The following is a 20,127-nucleotide window of genomic DNA, read 5'->3' as shown; positions in this document are numbered from 1 at the left end:
GTCACAATCTAATGTGATTCTTTTAATTTATTCTTTTTTGCAAGCTTTTCCTTAATCCACTTCCAAGCGGCTTCTACTTTTAATTTATATTGATCAATATCAAATAAGGCAGAATCAGTCGTCGACTTGTACGTTAGAAAAGCGGCTAATGGTGTTAAGACAATAATGGCCATCCACATGCCTACGGCTGATGATATAGCACCATCTTTCGCTGTTTTTTCTGCTACTGTAGAGATAATGTGATAGATCAGAAAGAAAATGATGGCCATCACGACCGGAAGACCAAGTCCACCTTTTCTGATAATGGCTCCTAGTGGAGCTCCGATTGCAAATAGTAAAAGACAGGAGACAGCTAGGGTAAACTTGCGATGCCATTCAATCCGATAGCGTATATCTTTCGATTTGTAATCTTTAAACTCAAGTGTACGTCCATTCAGATCTTCCTTTAAATAATTCAATTGGTTTAACGCATTCATGGTGATCTGTGCCCGTTGTTCTTGGGGAACCAGATCGGTAAGCAAATTTTTAAAAGGTTTGATCTTAGCTTCTTTGACCTTTGGCTGTCCAGGTTGATTTGCACTAAAATATTTCGAATAGATATTATATCGGGTGTCTAATGTACGGACGATCGCTTTTCCCATACTGTCTATCTTAATATGGTTGGAATCGATGTACATGTCTAACTGTTTCAGGTTTAACATGGCATGGTGGCTCTTGAAGAGATTTTCATCCGTTTTACCTTGTTGAAAACTTCCCATATCAAACTTTTGCTCTGTTTCCTTGAACTTAAATCGCGTAAATTGCTGACGTGGATCGTAGGTTTTGGAGTTTTTAGTCCGTGCTTCCTCATAGCGGATACCATCCTTAAGTTTTAGGATCATATAATTGTTGTCAGGAGAGTTATAGATATACCCTTCTTTCGCCATAAGTACATTATTGGCTGTATTCCCGCCACGATGATCATAAATCATCAAGTCATAGAGAATTGTTCCTGCTTTATTTTTTCCTTTAGCGCGGATCGAGTAACCTGGGATGGTGTTGTTAAAGATTCCCGGTTTGATGAGGAAATCTGCCTTTTTATTACGTACATCAGTAAGTAGCGTACCCATTTTTAGATTCACTACGGGGAGAATATAATCGGAGAACAGAAAAGAACTTGTTGCGAAAATTGCAACGAGTATAAATAGTGGGGTCATCGCTTTACGTAAAGATACGCCCGCAGCTTTGATCGCAACTAATTCATAGCTTTCGCCCAGATTTCCGAAAGTCATAATGGAGGAAAGGAGCATGGATAAAGGCATTGCCATTTGGATTTGAACAACGCATTGATATCCAATTAGCTCCATGATCGTATACCATTCAAATCCTTTTCCAATCAAATCATCAATATACTTGAATAGGAAAAGCATCAATAAGACAAACATCACAATAAAGAATGTGACAATAAATGGTTTTATGAAAGCTTGAAGAATAAGTAAATGAACCTTTTTCATCCGTGACGCAAAGCAAATTGATGCCTTTACATTAAGGCATCTCCCCACCAAGAGCTCCAGCTGGAGCTCTTGGTGGAAATATATTGCAAAGATAGGCTTTTTTATGCACCTATAACACTTTGAAGATAGACTATTGAATTTTTCCAAATTAACTTTCTATTTTCAAGGTCTTCTTCTTTAGCGTAATCTGTTATTTTAAGAGCAACATCATTTGTTAGCTCGTCTTGATCGATCTCCAGATCGAAATAATAGGGATCATCATCGAGCCATTTAAAGCGTACAGATTTATTTTCTCTCGATGCTACAATTTTTGCTCGGTGAGGTTCATCATCCCAAATGAAAGTATAAACGGTGTCTTTATAGTTTACATCATCTGCAAACCATTGTGCCAATTCGTTTGGTTCTTGCAAATACGGAAATAAAATTCTAGGTGAAGAGTTGATGATATATTCTAGTTGGAATTTTATTTTATCTGCCATAAAAATGTTTTTTTAAATTTTAGTTTGTTTAAATCAAAAATAAGCTATATTTGCATTCCCAAAATGGCGGGGTAGCTCAGATGGTTAGAGCGTTGGATTCATAACCCAAAGGTCGGCAGTTCGATTCTGCTCCCCGCTACAAATCTCTTCCAAAATTGCTTTTTACTGCATCAACTTATTATTTGTAATAATACATATTTATTTTGTTATTGCAAGTTTTTTTGTAAAAAGTTGCCCCTGTTTTTTGATAAACATGTTGTTTTTAGGACTATCAATTTTTTCAACTACTGTTTCTATTTTTCAATGATAAATTTATTGCGTTAAAAATGAGTTTGTTGCGTTTAATGCGAGTTTTAAATAGGTCAGAATTGGTAAAAAAATAAAAAAATCTTTTGAATTGACATACGAAGTGGTATATTTGCATACCGAAACGGCGGGGTAGCTCAGATGGTTAGAGCGTTGGATTCATAACCCAAAGGTCGGCAGTTCGATTCTGCTCCCCGCTACCAAAAGCATCAGTCTGTTAAGATTGATGCTTTTTTTATGATTGTATGTATTTCCTTTTTATCGCATTACCTTTTTTTCGCCGCCGACAAGAGTACATCTATCTTTGTATTGTTTTATGGATAATATTTAAATAATGAATATAAGACCTATACTAACCCTATTCTACTTTTTTATCTGCTATCATGTTTTTGCACAAGAAGGCACAATAAGCCATGTCGTTACACATCAACGGAAAACCATTCTATGTGATGCACAGAAAGGCGAGAATTCCTATCCAGCTTGGGGGGTATTTCCGAAAGAAAACTATCCTGTAAGAAAGGTTACTATGTTTGTTACCCTTGGGAGCCCAGATAGTTTGCGCACAGCGCATTGGGATTATTTGGATCACATCGTATTGCGTCGTAAAGGAGGAAAAAATGGAGCTGTGCTAAATTATGAATTAGGAAGAATGCTTACGCCATATGGTAGTATCTACAATAAAGGATGGAGTTGGAAATGGCAGGTCGATGTAACTGATTTTGCTCCTTTCTTAAGGGATAGCGTGGAAATTGTCTATACTCATTCTGGTTTTGAGGACAAGACTGTAGGGTGGGCACTTACTGTAGATTTTGAAATTTTATCAGGTCCACCAGTCGTTATCCCATTGGGAATAACAGCGCTGTGGAATAAAGCATATAAATATGGGGATGTCAACGAAAAGATAGCAGAAAATCTACTACCAATAACATATACCTCGAGTCCGGGAGCAGCATTGAGCCGAATACGTATTCAGCATACAGGACATGGTATGGATAAACCACGTGGCTGTAGTGAATTCTGTAGCCGATGGCGCGAACTCACCTTCGATGGAAAGACTGTAGACAGACGTGATATGTGGAAGAAATGTGGAGGTAATCCACTTTATCCGCAAGGCGGTACCTGGGTACATGACCGCGCATATTGGTGTCCTGGAGATTTACAGCAGCCTGATTTTATTGATGTATTTACCAAAGTTGGCACTCATCAAGTTGCCTTACAGATGGAACCCTATACAGCGACAGACAATGTACAGGCTGTCGAAAATATATCGGCTTACTTGTTTCAATATTCAGCCCCTAAACAAAAGGTAGATGTTGCAGTCGAGTCAATAATGGTTCCAAGTGATGAACAGCGTTTCTCTAGATTAAATCCGGCGAGTGCTGGCCCAAGGATCTCTTTCAGAAATTTAGGTGCTGACCCGATTCGATCCCTAGAAATTGTTTATGGCACGAAAGGATTTCCTGTCAAAACTTTCCATTGGAAAGGTAATCTTTCTTTTAATCAAGTTGCAGAAGTTATACTACCCGGAGAAATACAGGAAAAAGATCAGGAGAATGTATTCACGGTGTCACTTCTTAAGCCTAATGGAAAGCCGGATGCATGGCCCACAGACAATAAGGCGGAAAGCGTCTTTACAGCTCTGCAGAAATTTCCCACTGATTTTATTTTGGAGTTTACGACCAATAATAAACCAGCGGATAATCGTATATTTCTAATTAATGCAAGGCAGGATACGGTCTTTTGCAAGACAGGCTCTCAACTGGCTGCGGCAACGATGTATAGAGATACTTTACATCTTAATGAGGGAAATCACTCACTCTCTTTGGTTGATACTGCAGGTAACGGACTGCAGTTTTGGGCACAACCTGAAAATGGTGATGGTCATTTACGGATTTTCGATCTGAAAGGAAACCTTATTCATGCTTTTGAAAGCGATTGTGGAAATGGCGAAATGTTTAGTTTCAATGCCAAACGTGGATTTGAGATGAACACAATTTCAACGCAATATGCCTTCTCACTTTATCCAAGGTCGGTTGTGGATAAGACGCAGCTGAGCGTATTGTCCAATAAACAGAGTGAGATGACAGTGCTTTTTATGGTTGATGGCGTTTTGTGGCAAAAACATGAATACAAATCCATTCAACAAGCTATCCTGAGTTATGATCTGAGCCACCTACCTCCAGGAAGAATAATCGTTGAAGTTCTGATGGATGGTATGAGCCGATTTAAAGGACGGATAAATAAAAGATAACTGGATAAAAGAAAAGCACGAAGATATTTTGTGCTTAGATTTTGATGAATTAGATAAAAAAAGCTCCTTTAATGGAGCTTTTTTTATCTAATTCATCAATTGTCGTCGTAAGCTAAGCCTTTCCAGTCTTCTCTCTGTAGGTACTTCAGCATAAAAAAGAATACGACCCATGCAAGTCCGGCTAAGATCCAAATTAGAGTTTCATAGTGGAAAATTGTTTTATGTAAGTATCCTAAAATACCCAATAGACCTAATATCAGTAGATTAGTTATTGCTTTTGAATTGGATTGACTAGCCTTAGAAAACGGATAGTTTTTGACGATAAAAAGCATAATCAGAATACTTTCGATACCGCCGATAGCGGAAGATAATAGCAGATCATTAATAGAACTGAGACCAAATAGCGGTACACAGATAGAAAGAAACAGTATGTTGAACGGTAAAACATATTTAATAAGACATGCTTTGAGAACTCCAGTCATCAGTTGTCCCGGTTTTTTTATCGGAGTCACATGGTAGACCCAGGCCGCTTTATATTTATTACTTTGCGTAATAAGTTGGAAAACGGTTAATATGGTCAATAACGAAAGATAAAACATAATGATATACAAGCCTGAATCCCGAAGTTTCGCGATTTTGCCAGCTATTGGGAGATCATCTCCTGTACGTAGAAATAAAAAGACAAAATAAATAGGTAGATAAGCCAACGAAGGGTATAGCTGTTGCTTAAATTCTCTCGTTTTAGAACTTATCAGCCATACAATGCCAAATCCAGCCTCTTCAACAGGGGATGAGCAAACGCTCGAAGAGATCCTTTTATATAGCGGTAATTTGGAGGGGATATCTCGGGTTAATTGTGAAGTTTCACTAGGGAGGTTATCTGCACTTGCTAGTGCAGCTATTTTTGCATTAAATCCACGTGAAAACAGCTTAGTACAAGCGTAGATACCAGCAAAGGGAGTTAGTATTCCCAGTGTTGATAAGATGACCAAATGTACATTATTGTTACCAAAGAGTAATGGTTGGAATGATGCAATCCAGGTACTTGGGAATATCCAAAGAAATCTGAGTTGTTCCATCGTTAAATGAGATTCCACAATAGATTGGATCAAATTTGGGCCAACATAATAGGATAGAAAAAGAACCAGTGAGAGACCGATCTGTATATAAGTAATTACATCTTTAAACTTTTGGATGGGGAGATATTTGATGCTAATCAGATAAAATCCATTAACAAATATCAGCGCGATTAATGTGCTTAGTATAAGCTGCAGGCATAAAAGAAAGACGGAGACGATATCCCAATTGAATAATACATAAATCAGCACAGGTAAGGTCAACGCAATTACTTGATTAAAAAGCTTGATTGCAATAAAAGTTATTCGGGAAATAGCTAAAGTCTTGTCATTAACTGGTCTAGGCATAATGATATACTGATCCCGGGTATCTAATAATATGGGTGAAAAATCGGATACCAACGTAATGCTTAACATGCTAATGAAACTGAGTAGCATAATCGAAACAGCTAAGTACCTATCTGGAATCGAAAAAATAATTACCATGAATATTAGGCCAAAGATGAGATACAATAAGAATTGTAAAATCGATGACGAAGAAGATGATTTCCCTGAGCTACGTTTCCTAAAGCTAATCGGCTTTCTGTTCTCTAAGATTACTTTGGTTTCTAAGATGATCTTAAACTGTTCATAATTGATGCCCAAGCCTTTCCAAACCCCACGAAAAAGAAGGATAAATTTTAAGATAAATTTTTCCATGTTATTGAATTGCTGTAATGATATTGGAAGCGTCTAATGCACTGTTGCCTGTATTGGTTAATTTAGCAAATATATGCTCCAATGATTCGTTAGGATCTGTTTTTAATTCCTCAATCGTACCATCCGCAATGATGCTGCCCTGATTTATCAGTAAAATCCGATCAGATACTTTTTCAACAACGTCCATCATATGTGAACAATAGAAAATTGTTTTCCCTTCTTTTGCAAGTAATGAGATAAGTTCTTTGACAAAGATAACAGCATTGGCATCGAGTCCAGATAATGGTTCATCCAGTACGATGATTTGTGGGTTATGAATAATTCCTGAAATTAAAAGTACTTTTTGACGCATTCCTTTGGAGAAGGTATCCATCCTATTATTTACATTAGATTCAAGGCCAAAAGCTGCTAGCAGTTTTAAGGAACGTTCTAAAATCAAATTATCTTCCATTCCATAGAGTTTACCTATAAAATCCAAGTATTCCATGGGAGTCAGGACGTCATATAATTCTGCGTTTTCGGGAACATATCCCAATAGTGCTTTTACTGCAAGTGGATTTTCTTGAATATTGATGCCATTAACTTCTACAGTGCCTGTGAAATCTTCGATTAGTCCTGTTAATATTTTAACGGTAGTGGATTTGCCGGCACCATTTGGGCCAATATACCCGATAACTTGACCTGGGAATATGTCAAGGTTGATTCCTTTCAATATTTCTTTTACTCCATATGATTTTTTTAGGTCAACAATTCGGATGAGAGGTAATATACTTTCCATATGATTATAATCTTCAAAGTAAACTTACATAAAAAATTGGAGTTATAGTTTCCAATTGAAAAGTATATATTTAATACTCTTGAGAAGAATGTCTCTATTTTAATCAATAGAAAAGGGACCTTTTGGTCCCTTCAAAACTATGTTATTTTCGGAAAAACTACCTGTCGTTTTTGGGATATCCCTCTTCATCAAGATCATCTCTCAGATCTTCTTCGTTCTCGGCTAATTTCTTGTCCAAAGGGGATAGCCGTTCATGTTTAAAAATCTCAATTCGCATGTTAGCTTCATCTAGATCTTCTTCTTCGAGCTCATCTTGTGTTGCATATTCATCTCCGACAAATGGATTAGAATCATCGTATGTTGAATCATCATCAATTGAGCCCTCAGCTACTGTATCATAGTCGGCGGGGTGGTCATAATCTGGGTCATTGTCATCGACATCCATTTCATAACTGTCAAGCTCTTCATTGAAAGCAAGGTCCTGATCCATATCGGAATAGTCTTCTTCGACTTTCCCATTTTTATGCTCTTTTTTTGACATAATCCTACTCATGTTATTCATTTGTAAAACAGTTCTCAAAAAAAAAAGTTTTGAATTTATTCGGCAAAACTATTATTCCAAAAGTATTAAGAGATTATGGGGTCGAATATCCTTTTGAAGATAAAAACACAAAAAATGGTTAAAGCGTTAAAACAATGTAATTATATGTTTGTTCTATCTTAAAATAGGAATTATGATCTTCAAGCGTTTAAATTATCAGACTTTACAGAGTTTACGCCTACAAGGCTACAATATTTTATTGACCATTGGTCGTGCTGAAGACGAGAACCCAATTTATTTCCCGATGAAATTGGATTATTTTAATTCCAGTACCTCAAATTTTGAAAGTGATGATGCAGCTACCTTTCAAGGAAAGAAGATTCTTATTTTGGATGAGGCCATTCAACGCTCCTTAAATCATGATCTTAATGGTATAATCCAGCTTGACAATTAAGCACTATTTTTAGCTCTTTTGTAAGAGCTGGGTGTAATGTTTCTTTTCTTCTTATAGAAATTGGTCAGGTGACTTTCATCATTGAATCCTAATTCTTCTACAATTTGTTTCATTGTGTATCTGTTGGATGCTAATCTATCTTCAACTAGTTTAATACGAATATCATCTATATATACTTTGTAGCTTTTTGAATATCTTTTTTTAAAAAATGCCCCAAAATAATTTGCTGAAATTTGGAACTGATCTGCGATTGACCTGATTTGTAATTTATCTGGGAAATAAATATTTTGCTGTATGTATTGCTCGATTTCTTGAGACATTTCATATGACTCGTTAATAGGTAGCTCCAGATCCTTCAATATATTTTCGACTAAAGCGAAGAGGGACATTATCTGGTGGAATATAAAAATTGATTCTGCTGTATCTTCACACTCATATTGTTGAATCAGAGATATTACCCGCTCGATTAGTTTTTTATTTTCCTTTTTAAGCGATAGGCTTTTATTTAATAAAGTCTTCGAGTTGAAGATATCAATAGGATTGTGAGAAAGTCTGAAATTTTGTTGTATAAAGTGCAGGTCTTTAAAATAGGAGTTTGAGAAATAGAGTACAAATGCGGTTGTATCCTTTTTTGTCTCAAGTGTTTCGAAATCTTTATTCAAAAAAAGTAAATTCTCTTTTGAAAATTTTAAGTTATTTCCTTTCGAAACGAGTGTGCCTTCGGAGATATAAACTAACGCAAAATCAAAAGCCGTTTTGTTTAGTTCTAATTTTTGTTTGTGTTTGATTTTTTGAGATTCGAAAGATAAATTCATCATATGTACAGACCCTATTGGAAAATAATCGCTACAAACCTAAGAAAAATGGATTAAAGACTTTATTTTTTCCTTTCTTAAATCTACATGGATTACAGTTATGTATTCACAATAAAATATAAATCATTTGTTGTTTTAAACGGTTATCAAGTGCTTTTTGCATTTCTGGTCATCTTTTCAATAGTATCCCATTGATCTTCAGGAATAATATCTAATCCATTGAACTCTCCAGCCCCCTTAAGCCATTCGCCGCCATCTATCGTGACAACATCTCCGTTGATATAACTCGCATAATCGGATACCAGATAGGCCGCGAGGTTAGCTAATTCCTCCAGTTTGCCCAAGCGGCCTAAGGGGATACGTTTGGTAGGTGAGAGGAGTTCTCCTAATTCGCCCGGGAGTAACCGTTCCATGGCGCCTGAAGTTTGGAATGGACCAGGAGCTATAGCGTTGAGTCTTATTCCTTTTTTTCCCCATTCTACAGCTAGAGATCTGGTTAGCGCAAGAACTCCGGCTTTAGCAGTTGCAGAAGGAACAACATATCCCGACCCCGTCCAAGCATAGGTTGTTACGATACTGAGTATAGCTTTATTCTGTTCATTTGCCTCAATCCATCGTTTGCCCAGCGCTAGGGTATAGTTTATACTCCCTTGGAGCACGATACCAATAACAGATTCGAAAGCTCGGTGGCTTAAACGTTCGGTAGGCGAGATAAAATTTCCAGCAGCATTGTTTATGAGGATATCTATCCCCCCAAAATGTTCATACCCATAGGAAACGACGCGTTCGACATCTTCATAATTTCGCACATCTCCAGCTACTGCAAGACATTTTGCCTGATGTTTTTCCGACAATTCGTTTGCTGTATGTTGTATAACATCATCTTTTCGGCTTGTGATCAGGCATGTGGCGCCAAGCTCGAGAAAGTAATCTGTCATGGCTTTCCCTAGACCTGTACCACCACCCGTAATCAAAATTCGTTTTCCTTTTAACGCGTTTTCCTTTAACATGCCCATATGCTGTCCAGTTTTTATGTATCCTTAAGTTACACAAATTTGGGATAAAATAAAAGCGACGGTGGAGCGGATAAAAATAGTTCAGGAATAAATGGAGGTAGAGATATAAACAAAAGAAGGAGCTATTCGATGAATAGCTCCTTCTTTTAAATTTCCATTCTGAATGGAATGGAGGTATGCTTATGCGCCTAATTGTACGCGTTTGAAAGCAGTTACAGTCAATCCTTTAGAAACAGAATCTAAGAATTGAGCAATGTTTTTAGAAGAATCTTTTACGAATTCTTGGTTTAACAAAGTTGTATCTTTGAAGAATTTGTTCAATTTACCTTGCGCAATTTTCTCAGCCATTTCAGCTGGTTTTCCTTCAGCAATGATTTGTTCTTTAGCAATAGCGATTTCACGCTCGATTGTGTTTTGATCAACACCATCTTTGTCAATTGCAATTGGGTTCATTGCAGCAATTTGCATTGCTACATCTTTACCAGCTTCTTCAGCGCCAGCTGCATCAGCAGAAAGACCTACTAATACACCTAGACGGTAGTTACCGTGGATATAAGCAATAACTTTTTCAGCAGTGATAGTTTCGTATTTAGAAACGTCAATTTTCTCACCAATTACACCAGTTTGCTCGATTAAAGAATCAGCGATGTTTTTGCCATCAAGTTCCAAACCTTTTAATTCTTCCAAAGAAGCAGGTTTATTGTTTAATGCAAGATCTGCAATTTTTTCAGCGAAAGCTACGAAGTCTGCGTTTTTAGCTACGAAGTCAGTTTCACAGTTAACTTCAACTACGATACCTGATTTACCATCAGCAGTCGCTTTAGCGATGATAACACCTTCGTTAGAGTCGCGATCTTGACGGCTAGCAGCTACTTTAGCGCCTTTTTTACGCAAGTAATCTACAGCAGCTTCAAAGTCACCATTAGACTCAACCAAAGCTTTTTTACAATCCATCATACCAGCGCCAGTTTGTTGACGCAATTTGTTTACATCTGATGCAGAAATTTGTACTGACATGTTTATTTCTTTTTATTATTATTTACGACTGAAATTTGTACAATATTAACTTAAAACATGTTAAGCTAATATGAAGTTTAACATTCCTTGATAAACAAGTGTTGTTAAACCAAAAAACCGGACAGAGAGGCTAGCTCAAGAAAAGTAAACTTTTCCAGAAACTAACGCTACGCCATCCGGTTTGGAATAAAAATATTATTCTCCGTCTTTCGCTTTGCGAGGACGTTTAGCTTCTGAAGCTTCACCATTATCAGCTTTTGCTTTAGCAGCAGCAGCATCTTTTTCAGCTTCTTCTTCTTTGTCGCGTTTGCGCTCGTCCAAACCTTCTTGGATTGCTTGACCAATGATACCGGCGATTAAGCTAATAGATTTACTAGCGTCATCATTTGCTGGGATTGGGAAATCAATGTTTGAAGGATCAGAGTTTGTATCTACCATTGCAAAAGTAGGGATGTTCAATTTCATTGCTTCAGAAACAGCGATGTGTTCTTTTTTCACATCGATGATGAATAAAGCAGCTGGCAAACGGTTCAAATCAGCGATACCTCCTAAAAGGTTTTCCAATTTGATACGCTCACGTTGAATCATCAACTTCTCTTTTTTAGACAATACATCGTATGTACCATCTTTTTGCATTTTGTCAATGTTAGACATTTTTTTGATAGACTTACGAACTGTAGCGAAGTTTGTAAGCATACCACCTAACCAACGCTCAGTTACAAAAGGCATATTAACCTCTTTTGCTTGTTGTGCGATGATCTCTTTTGCTTGTTTTTTCGTTGCAACGAATAAAACTTTGCGACCTGATTTTACGATTTGTTTGATAGCTGAAGCAGCTTCTTCTAATTTCGTAAGAGTTTTGTTCAAGTCAATGATGTGGATACCGTTACGTTCCATGAAAATGTACTTAGCCATTTTCGGATCCCATTTACGTGTAAGGTGACCAAAGTGCACACCTGCATCCAATAAATCTTGATAAGTAGTTCTTGCCATTTTTTGATCCTCCTTTGATTAACGTTTACTGAATTGGAATCTTCTACGAGCTTTACGACGTCCTGGTTTCTTACGTTCAACCATACGGTCATCACGTGTTACTAAACCTTTAGCGCGTAATGCAGGTTTAACTTCTGGGTTAAGTTCAACCAAAGCTTTTGCGATCGCTAAGCGAACAGCTTCTGCTTGACCTTTAACACCACCTCCGTTAACGTTTACTTTTACATCAAAGTTTGCTAATTCACCAGCTACGTTCAATGACTGTGTAGCGATGTATTGCAAAGGTAATGTTGGGAAATACTCTTTGTAGTCTTTACCGTTTATGATAATGTTTCCGCTACCAGCAGTTAAGTAAATGCGGGCAACAGCAGTTTTTCTTCTTCCTGAAGTGTTAGTTGTTGACATGACGATTCTCCTTAAAATTTAACTGGTTTTGGATTTTGTGCTTCATGCTTGTGCTCAGTACCAGCATAAACGTAAAGGTTTTTAAACAATTGACGACCTAAACGGTTTTTAGGAAGCATACCACGAACAGCTTTTTCAATGATGCGTTCAGGGAATTTAGCCATTAACTCTTTTGGAGAAACAAAGCGTTGACCACCTGGGTATCCAGTGTAGCGAACGTAAACTTTGTCGCCTAATTTGTTTCCTGTCAATTTGATTTTGTCCGCATTGATAACGATCACGTTATCTCCGCAGTCTACGTGAGGGGTGAATGTAGGCTTATGCTTACCACGAATTACTTTCGCGATGTTGCTCGCCAAGCGCCCCAAAATCTCTCCTTCAGCGTCAACAACGATCCACTCTTTGTTAACGGTGTTCTTGTTGGCAGAGACAGTTTTGTAACTTAACGTATTCACTTGCTTTTGTTTAAATAATTTATTAAAATATTTTTCCTTCCCTTATCTCAAGGGTCTGCAAAGGTACATCTATTATTCTATATTTTAAAATCTATTTTGCTTATTTTGTTGAAAACGAGTTGAATTTCAAACGAGCCCCACTAATCTCAATATTTTTACAACTTCCTCGAATGAATATTGTTACATTAGTTAGTATATTGCAGGAAGAATTTTTAAATTATTATAGCGGAAGTAGATGAGATTGAATTTTTTAGATAAACGATTTTTTTTAAGTTTTATTGGTTTATTCCTAGTAGCACTGGGCTCATTAAAGGCACAATCTTCGGATAAAAAGCCTAAACCTTACGATGCACGATTCAAAAACGTACAAGAAATATTGAAGCAAGGGAAAATTGGTCCAGGGATGGATTCTTTGGACGCCATACTCGCGGATTACCCACAAGCTGATGATATCTATTTTACAAAGGCAATCCTTCTTGCACAGATGAGAAATCAAGATGGAGCAATCGAAGCCATAAAAGAAGCGTTGAATATTCAGTCTAAGCCTGAATATCTAAGTTTTGCTGTAGATGCGTTTAAAAGTAAAAACGATGCGGATAGTGCTTTAATCTATCTCGATAAGTTGATAGATCAAGATGACAATAATACAGCATCACTAAAACGGGAGCGTATCATGCTCCTTTTCAATGGCGGATACAAGGATGTGGCTTTGGAGTATTTCTATAAAACCAAAGAGATCGCAGTCGCTTCTGATACATTGGACATGGTTGGTAGTGTCTTGTTAAATGATGCCGGTAATTATAAAGCGGTCATTGATCTTTTGAAACCCTGGGCAGACAAAGGAACTTCGCTGGCTCAAGTATATGGTCAATTAGCGCAAGCTTATAATCTTTCCAAAAACTCGAAGCTTGCATTGGACTATATTAATAAAGGAATTCAGACAACAAAAGAGGATTTTCTTTATTTCGATTTGGCTGATCTCTATCGATTTGATAAAAAGATGAAATTATCTTTCGATGCACTTAAACAAGGATTTCAATCTAAGAAAGTTGACTTTGCAGATAAGAATCGGATTATAATGACCTTGTTGAATCCGAAAGGCCCCTATTCAAAAGACCAACTTTTGGAATTGGTCAATATCTTGGTTGAAGTTCATCCACGTATTGCCGAAAGCCATATGGCAAAGGGACAAGTGTTATGGTTGAGAGACGATAAGTCAGCTGCTCAAAGTTCGCTAGCAGTTGCAGTGAGTATGAACCCTTATCAAATTGATGCTTGGCGGATGTTGATGAGTTTGGATATGGACAAAGGCGAATTTGATCAAGCCATTGCACATGGTGGGGAAGCGCTACACTATGTGGCCAATAATGCAACCATACTCTATTTTACAAGCATGGCCTATTTGATGAAGAAAGACATGGAAAATAGCCGGAAGTTTATGGAAGCCGCACTTAATAATGCGCAGGATGAATCGCCTTTTCTACAAGCAAATATTTATGGTGGATTAGGTGATATTTATAATTCACTTAAGATGTATAAAGCCTCTGATGCGGCTTACATCGAAGCTATTCGATTGGATAGTACAAATGTGACAGCCATGAACAATTTAGCATACTATTTGTCGTTAAGAAAAGAACGACTTGATGATGCTACAAAGTATGCCGCAATGGCGACGAAATTGCAGCCCAATAATGGGACTTTTGAAGATACCTATGCTTGGGTACTTTTCGCAAATGGAAAATATGATGATGCGCTGGTGTGGATTCAAAAAGCGTTAAAAAATACAAATCCGCAAACTTCTGTATTGCTGGAACATTACGGCGACATTCTTAGTAAGTTAGGGAAAACAACAGATGCTGTTAAGCAGTGGAACTTGGCTTTAGAAAAGGGGGCTGATACGGAGGAGAGCAAGCTGAAATTGAAAAAGAAGATTGAGACTAAAAGCTATGTGGAATAAAATTGTTTGGGTTAGTGCTGTTGTGTTGCTGCTTTCTTCTTGCGGTTCTAAGAAGAAGATACTAAATGGTGCTGACCTTAAGGCTGAAAATGAGTTGACCATAAAAGACAATACAAGGGAAGCAAAGAAAAATAGCTTACGTAATCTTTTTTTGACTAATTTGAATTATTCTACTTTTTCTGGAAAAGCAAAAATGCGTCTCGATCTTGGGAAAGATAATTATGATGTTACTTCCACTATTAGAATAGAGAAAGATAAAAGGATTTGGATTTCCATTTCTGCCACACTGGGTATAGAGGTTGCCAGGGTATTGATAACTCCAGACAGTGTACAAATCTTAAATAAATTTCAGAGCGAATATATGGTTAAGCCATTTGACTATCTATATCGTTTTGCCAGCCCGGATTTAACTTTCGGGAACCTACAAGATTTGTTGCTTGCAAATCTTTCGGTGAATCTATTGTCCGATATTGATCAGGTTAATTTTAAGCAGGATTCGATGTCTGTCCAGTTAGATGGCAAACTGAATGAACTAGATTTTTTATATAAATTAAATAATAACAATAGGCCTTATCAATTTAGATTAGCGCAACTTTCAAAGAAACAGTTGTTGGAAGCCAATTACGGCGAATATGCCATGGCTTCTGGGCAGGAATTTCCGATGCTTTTAAAAATGATCATTTCTGATGGTCGTCAAGAGATAAAAACAGAGATAAATTTTAACAAAGTGACTTTCAATGAACCAGTCGAAATGCCTTTTTCAGTATCGTCACGTTATAAAGTAATCCGATGAGAAGCTGTCTATTTCCTTTAGATTTATTACTTTCGCAATTAGTTTGCTAAAGTATAGGGTGAATTGATAGGATAGAAAGATGGCAAACACAAAAAAATAGTACTGTAAATGAACTTTAAAAAGACAATACTTGGTATAGCTGCTTTCCTATTCATGATTGGGATTTCATCGGCGCAGACTAGGGCTGAACTTGAAAAACAGCGTGAGAAACTCAACCGCGAAATTGCTGAATTACAAAATACGGTCAAAGAGATTGCAAAGGAAAAGTCACTGACCCAACAACAAGTGACAGCATTGAGTAAGCAGATTAATTTGCGCGAGCAGAAGATAAATACCATTACTTCGGAAGTCGCTGTAATCAACAAACATATCAATGCCAATACCGCTGCCGTAAATAAGTTGAAGGCTGAATTGGAGAAGATGAAACGTGACTATGAAAAGATGGTGATGTTTGCGTTCAGAAACCGAAATGCCTATAATAAATTGATGTTTATTTTTGCATCAAAGGATTTTAATCAGGGGTTCCGACGGGTTAAGTACTTACAACAGTTTAATGATTCTAGAAAGCTGAAAGCTGCTGATATCGAAAATACCAAGAAACAGATTGAACAAAAAATTGCTCAATTGCAGGCGGACCGAAACAAACAGGTTGTCTTGATGAAAGAGCAGGAAAATGAGAAAAGAACCATATCTCAACAGCGATCTGTTTATTCTGGACAATTGAGTGAATTAATTGTTACAGAGCGCGGTGTGAAGAAAGATATTACCCAAAAACAAAAAGAAGAACGTCGTATTAATGCGGCCATTAAGGAGATCATTAGAAGAGAAATTGAGGCTGAACGTCGACGGGCTGAGGCGGCACGTCGTGCGGCAGAAGCGGCGGCTGAGCGTAACCGCAAAGCGAATGAGTCTACATCAACTACAAAAGGTAAGAACAATACAAGTTCGAAAGGCAGTAATACTGCTCGAAAATCAGATTCTGAAGTCTTACGTAGCACACCGGAAGCAGTCAAACTTTCAAATGACTTCAGATCTAATCGCGGTAGTTTACCTTGGCCTGTTTCTAATGCGAAGATTATGCAAGAATTTGGTTCGGAAAGTGTCGGTAGAAATGTCAATTGGGATCACGAAACTGTTAAAATACAAACATCAAGCGGTTCGGCTGTGAAAGCAGTATTTAATGGAGAAGTTTTGAGTATAGTATCGATGATGGGGCAGCGTATTGTAATGATTAAACACGGTGAATACTTTACTGTGTATATGAATTTGGCTGGTGTAAGTGTTTCAAAAGGGCAAAAAGTAAGCACGGGCCAAACTATAGGAACGGCTGATGTGGACTCGGATACGGGAGTTCCGATGGTAGAATTTTCTGTGCTACAAGGAACAACACCGCTGAATCCGATGTCATGGTTGGCGAGATAAGAAATAATTACTATATTTAATAATTATCATTACATTTGTAAAGAGAGAGAAAAATTTTAGTTTAAAAGAATTGAAAAACAAGAAATTATAGTTATGTCAACATCATTATTAATCATGGGAATCGGGGGGCAAGAGTTAATTGTCATTGTAGTAATATTGTTACTATTATTTGGTGGCAAGAAGATTCCTGAATTGATGCGCGGATTGGGTAAAGGAGTTAAGGAATTTAAAGAAGGCCAAAAAGATGAGTCTTCACCTGAAAAAAAATCTGAAATAGAAGATAACAAATAAGGGAGGTTTTGATCCCATATAGCATGGATACGATTTTGTGAGGAACAAAATCGTATTTTGTTTTATACTCGACCTACAGCTAAATAGGGCGAAAACCATTTTTATACTAAAATCCATTTCTAAACGTTTAGATTATTGTTGATTTTTCAGCAGATGAATCAAACTCGGATTTAACAGTAAATTTATGATCGGAAAACAGACGTTAATTTCAATACTAGGAGGGGTATGCTATGTACTACCACTCATGGCCCAAGAAAGCGCTGTAGAAGGCATGAAAGAAGCCACCCAAACCTTCTTTCAAAAAAGTATCGAAAAAGAAAAACAAGAGATTTACCAATACCTTGACAGTATAAAATCTTCCGGAAATAACAGGCAGCATGATGCTGAAATTACAGATGAAGATATACAGCTCGTGCGGAAACTGAAAGCAATAGAACGTGAGGTTCCATTGGACTACTCACCGCGAGTGAAAGATCTGGTTGCTAAATATACCTCGGATAATTATAACCCTTATATGTGTAGGATGATGGGACTAGGGCAATACTATTTCCCATTGTTTGATAAAATCATGGATGAAGTTGGAGTGCCGCGGGAACTCAAATATCTAAGTGTAGTCGAATCATCATTAAATCCACGCGATATCTCCAGTGCCGGAGCAACAGGCTTATGGCAATTGATGTATTATGAAGCCAAAACTTATCATCTTACAGTGGACAGTTATACTGACCAACGTATGGATCCGATTGCTTCAAGTTATGCTATCGCAAAAATCTTAAAAGAAGCTTACGATGAATATGGCGATTGGCTATTAGCAATAGCATCCTATAATGGCGGTAAAGGAGCGGTTAGCCGTGCGATCCAACGTTCAGGAAAAGAGAATGCTACTTTTTGGGATATCGCACCATATCTAACGCAACAGACCCAAAACTATATCCCTAAGTTCATCGCAATGACATATGCGATGAAATACGCGGACGAAAATGATATCAATGCTGCGGATACTGAACTTTCATTAAGAACTCAAGCATTAGATATCAATAAACGGATTTCATTGAACCAAATAGCGGATGCTTTACATGTCTCAAAAGAGACATTACGTGCATTGAATCCTAGTTTTAAAAGAAATGTATTAAATGGTACTGAAGAGTCTCCATTGCGATTGGTGTTACCTGTCTTGGATAAAAAGATTGCCTCAGAAGAATTGTATGCAGCTCTCAACACGCCAATGTCTTCTGCAACTCTTAGTCAGACGGAAAATTTGAGTGAATCTCTACAAAATGGCAAATATAAAGTGAAAGTTGGTGAGACATTCGCTTCCATTGCTGACAAGTTTGAAGTAACAGTACAGGATATAAAATCGTGGAATAACCTGCGCGGAAATCAAATTGTCCCTGGGCAAAACTTACTGATAAAAAAGGAGGATGATTTCGTAAACGCGAAATTAGCTCGTAATACAGAAAGATCTTCAAAGAAGAGTCAACAGCATGCCGCTAGCGCTACACGTACAGCTTACTATGTCGTGAAGAAAGGCGATACTTTATCTGAGATCGCAGATAAAAATGGTACATCAGTCGGTCGACTTAAAAGTGAAAATGATTTAAACGGAAGCCGGATAAAACCGGGGATGAAATTGAAAGTCTCAAAGAAATAACAGCATGGTTTAAATTAACCATGCTGCATCTTCTTCTTTATCAAATTCTTCAAGAGTAACGGTAACATGTTCTCTTAATATCGTTGAAAGCTTCGTGCCATAGTAGTCACTAAATATAGGGAACTTATGGTGGCTTCTATCAATTAATACAGCCGTTCTCATTTTCTTCAGTGGAACGTTCAAAAATACACCCAGTCCATAAGCTAAGGCTCTACCACTATTCAATACATCATCAACCAAGATGATGGTTTTGTCTTTTGCAATATTAACAGGTATGTCTGTGCTTGCACTCAGTGATCTACTCGTTTTCTTCATGGTAACTTTAATCAGCAGAATTTCTTTCGTTGAAATCTCCTGTAAAATTGCTTGAAGGCGTTGCGCAAATACATAACCCCGGTCGGCAATTCCTACTAATACAAGTGTTTCATCTTCAAAATTGTCTTCCAAAATTTGATAGGCAATCCGAATAGATTTTTGTTTTATTTGTTCTTTATTTAAGATGAGCGTTTTCTTTGAAGACATAATAGTATTCCAATGATTATAGGGTAAAAATAGGATATTATATTGTATAAAAAAAGTCCAAAACGAGTTAAACGCTTTGGACTTTCCTAGATCGAACTGATCTTATTAATTCAATTTATTATCTTTTTCTGCTTTTAATATTTCTGCAGTAAGCGATCTATTATCTTCTGGTAAGCGACCGCCATTGTAATAATAACGTCTCCAGTATGGTTCATCTAAATTGCTGATCATAACTCCTTTGCTAGATGAGGCATGTGCAAATTTATTGTCGCCAATATAAACACCGACATGGGTGATACTTTTACTTCTAATTTTGAAGAATACCAAATCACCTGCTTTTAGCTCATTTTTTTCGACAGTTTTGACTTGAGAATATTGATTTCTGCTATTATATCCTAACGAAGTATTAAATACTTTGTCGTATAATTCATAAGAAAATTTAGAACAATCAATGCCTCTTTTTGAATCTCCTCCTAGACGGTATGGAGTACCCAACCATTCGTAAACAAATTGATAAAGTTTGGTATTTGTTGTTGCTGAGACTGCAACTCCCATAATTTGTGAAAAGTATTCTTTCGCTAGGTTATCAGGATCTGATTCTGGTTTGGAGTTTCTGTTGGTTTGTGCCTGCGACACTAGACATAAGCCGATAAATAGCATTGACGCTATAAATTTCTTTGTTTTCATTAAATCGCTTTTTTGTACAACATTTA

The 20,127-nt window shown here is 37.1% G+C and carries 20 protein-coding genes and 2 tRNA genes; 9 read left to right on the top strand and 13 right to left on the bottom strand.

Features of this window, described 5'->3' with window-relative positions; all coding sequences use genetic code 11:
* Positions 1–8 precede the first annotated feature (8 nt).
* Complete coding sequence (locus ACHWSC_RS16635) at positions 9–1,493, bottom strand: LptF/LptG family permease (protein WP_120333235.1); 1,485 nt, start codon at positions 1,491–1,493, stop codon at positions 9–11.
* A gap of 101 nt (positions 1,494–1,594) precedes the next feature.
* Complete coding sequence (locus ACHWSC_RS16630) at positions 1,595–1,972, bottom strand: START-like domain-containing protein (protein WP_046671984.1); 378 nt, start codon at positions 1,970–1,972, stop codon at positions 1,595–1,597.
* Between the two features lie 65 nt (positions 1,973–2,037).
* On the opposite strand from ACHWSC_RS16630, the gene ACHWSC_RS16625 reads away from it, so the two are divergent.
* The 3 genes from ACHWSC_RS16625 (at position 2,038) to ACHWSC_RS16615 (ending at position 4,529) form a co-directional block, all read left to right on the top strand.
* Positions 2,038–2,111, top strand: a tRNA-Met gene (locus ACHWSC_RS16625).
* Positions 2,112–2,404: 293 nt separating this feature from the next.
* Positions 2,405–2,481: transfer RNA gene (locus ACHWSC_RS16620), tRNA-Met, on the top strand.
* Positions 2,482–2,612: 131 nt separating this feature from the next.
* Positions 2,613–4,529: a peptide-N-glycosidase F-related protein gene (locus ACHWSC_RS16615; RefSeq protein WP_394677495.1), complete on the top strand. Its 1,917-nt coding sequence runs from the start codon at positions 2,613–2,615 to the stop codon at positions 4,527–4,529.
* Between the two features lie 95 nt (positions 4,530–4,624).
* Here the strand turns inward: ACHWSC_RS16615 and ACHWSC_RS16610 are convergent, their stop codons facing one another.
* From ACHWSC_RS16610 to ACHWSC_RS16600, 3 genes are all read right to left on the bottom strand, one after another.
* Positions 4,625–6,304, bottom strand: a complete 1,680-nt coding sequence (locus ACHWSC_RS16610) for a hypothetical protein (RefSeq protein WP_394677494.1) — start codon at positions 6,302–6,304, stop codon at positions 4,625–4,627.
* 1 nt (position 6,305) lies between these two features.
* Positions 6,306–7,082: an ABC transporter ATP-binding protein gene (locus ACHWSC_RS16605; RefSeq protein ID WP_394677493.1), complete on the bottom strand. Its 777-nt coding sequence runs from the start codon at positions 7,080–7,082 to the stop codon at positions 6,306–6,308.
* Positions 7,083–7,239: 157 nt separating this feature from the next.
* On the bottom strand, positions 7,240–7,635 hold the full coding sequence (locus ACHWSC_RS16600; protein WP_394677492.1) for a hypothetical protein: 396 nt from the start codon (positions 7,633–7,635) through the stop codon (positions 7,240–7,242).
* Positions 7,636–7,816: 181 nt separating this feature from the next.
* Between ACHWSC_RS16600 and ACHWSC_RS16595 the strand changes: the two genes are divergently transcribed.
* The gene (locus ACHWSC_RS16595; RefSeq protein WP_394677491.1) at positions 7,817–8,077 is read left to right on the top strand and encodes a hypothetical protein; all 261 of its coding nucleotides are present in this window, start codon (positions 7,817–7,819) and stop codon (positions 8,075–8,077) included.
* Here the strand turns inward: ACHWSC_RS16595 and ACHWSC_RS16590 are convergent.
* The 6 genes from ACHWSC_RS16590 to rplM form a co-directional block, all read right to left on the bottom strand.
* Positions 8,074–8,895, bottom strand: a complete 822-nt coding sequence (locus tag ACHWSC_RS16590) for a helix-turn-helix domain-containing protein (RefSeq protein WP_394677490.1) — start codon at positions 8,893–8,895, stop codon at positions 8,074–8,076. The genes ACHWSC_RS16595 and ACHWSC_RS16590 overlap by 4 nt on opposite strands.
* 143 nt (positions 8,896–9,038) lie before the next feature.
* The gene (locus tag ACHWSC_RS16585) at positions 9,039–9,902 is read right to left on the bottom strand and encodes an SDR family oxidoreductase (RefSeq protein ID WP_394677521.1); all 864 of its coding nucleotides are present in this window, start codon (positions 9,900–9,902) and stop codon (positions 9,039–9,041) included.
* Between the two features lie 186 nt (positions 9,903–10,088).
* Positions 10,089–10,925 carry a translation elongation factor Ts gene (gene tsf, locus ACHWSC_RS16580; RefSeq protein WP_075994150.1) on the bottom strand — a complete coding sequence of 279 codons (837 nt, stop codon included), beginning with the start codon at positions 10,923–10,925 and terminating at the stop codon, positions 10,089–10,091.
* Between the two features lie 195 nt (positions 10,926–11,120).
* A complete protein-coding gene (gene rpsB / locus ACHWSC_RS16575) occupies positions 11,121–11,918 on the bottom strand; it encodes a 30S ribosomal protein S2 (RefSeq protein ID WP_075994149.1) in 798 nt (265 codons plus the stop codon).
* 18 nt (positions 11,919–11,936) lie between these two features.
* Complete coding sequence (rpsI, locus tag ACHWSC_RS16570) at positions 11,937–12,323, bottom strand: 30S ribosomal protein S9 (protein WP_070563091.1); 387 nt, start codon at positions 12,321–12,323, stop codon at positions 11,937–11,939.
* Positions 12,324–12,334: 11 nt separating this feature from the next.
* Positions 12,335–12,778, bottom strand: a complete 444-nt coding sequence (gene rplM, locus ACHWSC_RS16565; RefSeq protein WP_046671993.1) for a 50S ribosomal protein L13 — start codon at positions 12,776–12,778, stop codon at positions 12,335–12,337.
* A 235-nt stretch (positions 12,779–13,013) separates the two neighbouring features.
* Between rplM and ACHWSC_RS16560 the strand changes: the two genes are divergently transcribed.
* From ACHWSC_RS16560 to ACHWSC_RS16540, 5 genes are all read left to right on the top strand, one after another.
* Positions 13,014–14,735, top strand: a complete 1,722-nt coding sequence (locus ACHWSC_RS16560; RefSeq protein ID WP_120333239.1) for a tetratricopeptide repeat protein — start codon at positions 13,014–13,016, stop codon at positions 14,733–14,735.
* On the top strand, positions 14,725–15,528 hold the full coding sequence (locus ACHWSC_RS16555; RefSeq protein WP_394677489.1) for a DUF4292 domain-containing protein: 804 nt from the start codon (positions 14,725–14,727) through the stop codon (positions 15,526–15,528). Before ACHWSC_RS16560 ends, ACHWSC_RS16555 begins: the two co-directional genes overlap by 11 nt.
* A gap of 108 nt (positions 15,529–15,636) precedes the next feature.
* Entirely contained in the window at positions 15,637–16,950 is a 1,314-nt protein-coding gene (locus ACHWSC_RS16550) for a murein hydrolase activator EnvC (protein WP_205400475.1), read from the top strand.
* Positions 16,951–17,043: 93 nt separating this feature from the next.
* Positions 17,044–17,241 carry a twin-arginine translocase TatA/TatE family subunit gene (gene tatA, locus ACHWSC_RS16545; RefSeq protein WP_088162917.1) on the top strand — a complete coding sequence of 66 codons (198 nt, stop codon included), beginning with the start codon at positions 17,044–17,046 and terminating at the stop codon, positions 17,239–17,241.
* 184 nt (positions 17,242–17,425) lie between these two features.
* The gene (locus ACHWSC_RS16540; RefSeq protein WP_394677488.1) at positions 17,426–18,892 is read left to right on the top strand and encodes a LysM peptidoglycan-binding domain-containing protein; all 1,467 of its coding nucleotides are present in this window, start codon (positions 17,426–17,428) and stop codon (positions 18,890–18,892) included.
* Positions 18,893–18,901: 9 nt separating this feature from the next.
* Here the strand turns inward: ACHWSC_RS16540 and ACHWSC_RS16535 are convergent, their stop codons facing one another.
* Positions 18,902–19,414, bottom strand: a complete 513-nt coding sequence (locus ACHWSC_RS16535; protein WP_394677487.1) for a phosphoribosyltransferase family protein — start codon at positions 19,412–19,414, stop codon at positions 18,902–18,904.
* 105 nt (positions 19,415–19,519) lie between these two features.
* Positions 19,520–20,101 carry a C40 family peptidase gene (locus ACHWSC_RS16530; RefSeq protein ID WP_046671999.1) on the bottom strand — a complete coding sequence of 194 codons (582 nt, stop codon included), beginning with the start codon at positions 20,099–20,101 and terminating at the stop codon, positions 19,520–19,522.
* Between the last annotated feature and the right edge of the window lie 26 nt (positions 20,102–20,127).

The organism is uncultured Sphingobacterium sp. (assembly GCF_964277905.1).
Taxonomy (GTDB): Bacteria; Bacteroidota; Bacteroidia; order Sphingobacteriales; family Sphingobacteriaceae; genus Sphingobacterium; species Sphingobacterium siyangense.
The sequence above is the reverse complement of the archived record's forward strand: the minus strand, read 5'-3'. Positions and strand labels throughout refer to the sequence as shown.

What these genes read in the sequence shown, in the direction of transcription:
- ACHWSC_RS16635 (WP_120333235.1), bottom strand. Translation starts at nt 1,493, where the DNA reads ATGAAAAAGGTTCATTTACTTATTCTTCAAGCTTTCATAAAACCATTT.
- ACHWSC_RS16630 (WP_046671984.1), bottom strand. Translation starts at nt 1,972, where the DNA reads ATGGCAGATAAAATAAAATTCCAACTAGAATATATCATCAACTCTTCA.
- ACHWSC_RS16615 (WP_394677495.1), top strand. Translation starts at nt 2,613, where the DNA reads ATGAATATAAGACCTATACTAACCCTATTCTACTTTTTTATCTGCTAT.
- ACHWSC_RS16610 (WP_394677494.1), bottom strand. Translation starts at nt 6,304, where the DNA reads ATGGAAAAATTTATCTTAAAATTTATCCTTCTTTTTCGTGGGGTTTGG.
- ACHWSC_RS16605 (WP_394677493.1), bottom strand. Translation starts at nt 7,082, where the DNA reads ATGGAAAGTATATTACCTCTCATCCGAATTGTTGACCTAAAAAAATCA.
- ACHWSC_RS16600 (WP_394677492.1), bottom strand. Translation starts at nt 7,635, where the DNA reads ATGAGTAGGATTATGTCAAAAAAAGAGCATAAAAATGGGAAAGTCGAA.
- ACHWSC_RS16595 (WP_394677491.1), top strand. Translation starts at nt 7,817, where the DNA reads ATGATCTTCAAGCGTTTAAATTATCAGACTTTACAGAGTTTACGCCTA.
- ACHWSC_RS16590 (WP_394677490.1), bottom strand. Translation starts at nt 8,895, where the DNA reads ATGATGAATTTATCTTTCGAATCTCAAAAAATCAAACACAAACAAAAA.
- ACHWSC_RS16585 (WP_394677521.1), bottom strand. Translation starts at nt 9,902, where the DNA reads ATGTTAAAGGAAAACGCGTTAAAAGGAAAACGAATTTTGATTACGGGT.
- tsf (WP_075994150.1), bottom strand. Translation starts at nt 10,925, where the DNA reads ATGTCAGTACAAATTTCTGCATCAGATGTAAACAAATTGCGTCAACAA.
- rpsB (WP_075994149.1), bottom strand. Translation starts at nt 11,918, where the DNA reads ATGGCAAGAACTACTTATCAAGATTTATTGGATGCAGGTGTGCACTTT.
- rpsI (WP_070563091.1), bottom strand. Translation starts at nt 12,323, where the DNA reads ATGTCAACAACTAACACTTCAGGAAGAAGAAAAACTGCTGTTGCCCGC.
- ACHWSC_RS16560 (WP_120333239.1), top strand. Translation starts at nt 13,014, where the DNA reads ATGAGATTGAATTTTTTAGATAAACGATTTTTTTTAAGTTTTATTGGT.
- ACHWSC_RS16555 (WP_394677489.1), top strand. Translation starts at nt 14,725, where the DNA reads ATGTGGAATAAAATTGTTTGGGTTAGTGCTGTTGTGTTGCTGCTTTCT.
- ACHWSC_RS16550 (WP_205400475.1), top strand. Translation starts at nt 15,637, where the DNA reads ATGAACTTTAAAAAGACAATACTTGGTATAGCTGCTTTCCTATTCATG.
- tatA (WP_088162917.1), top strand. Translation starts at nt 17,044, where the DNA reads ATGTCAACATCATTATTAATCATGGGAATCGGGGGGCAAGAGTTAATT.
- ACHWSC_RS16540 (WP_394677488.1), top strand. Translation starts at nt 17,426, where the DNA reads ATGATCGGAAAACAGACGTTAATTTCAATACTAGGAGGGGTATGCTAT.
- ACHWSC_RS16535 (WP_394677487.1), bottom strand. Translation starts at nt 19,414, where the DNA reads ATGTCTTCAAAGAAAACGCTCATCTTAAATAAAGAACAAATAAAACAA.
- ACHWSC_RS16530 (WP_046671999.1), bottom strand. Translation starts at nt 20,101, where the DNA reads ATGAAAACAAAGAAATTTATAGCGTCAATGCTATTTATCGGCTTATGT.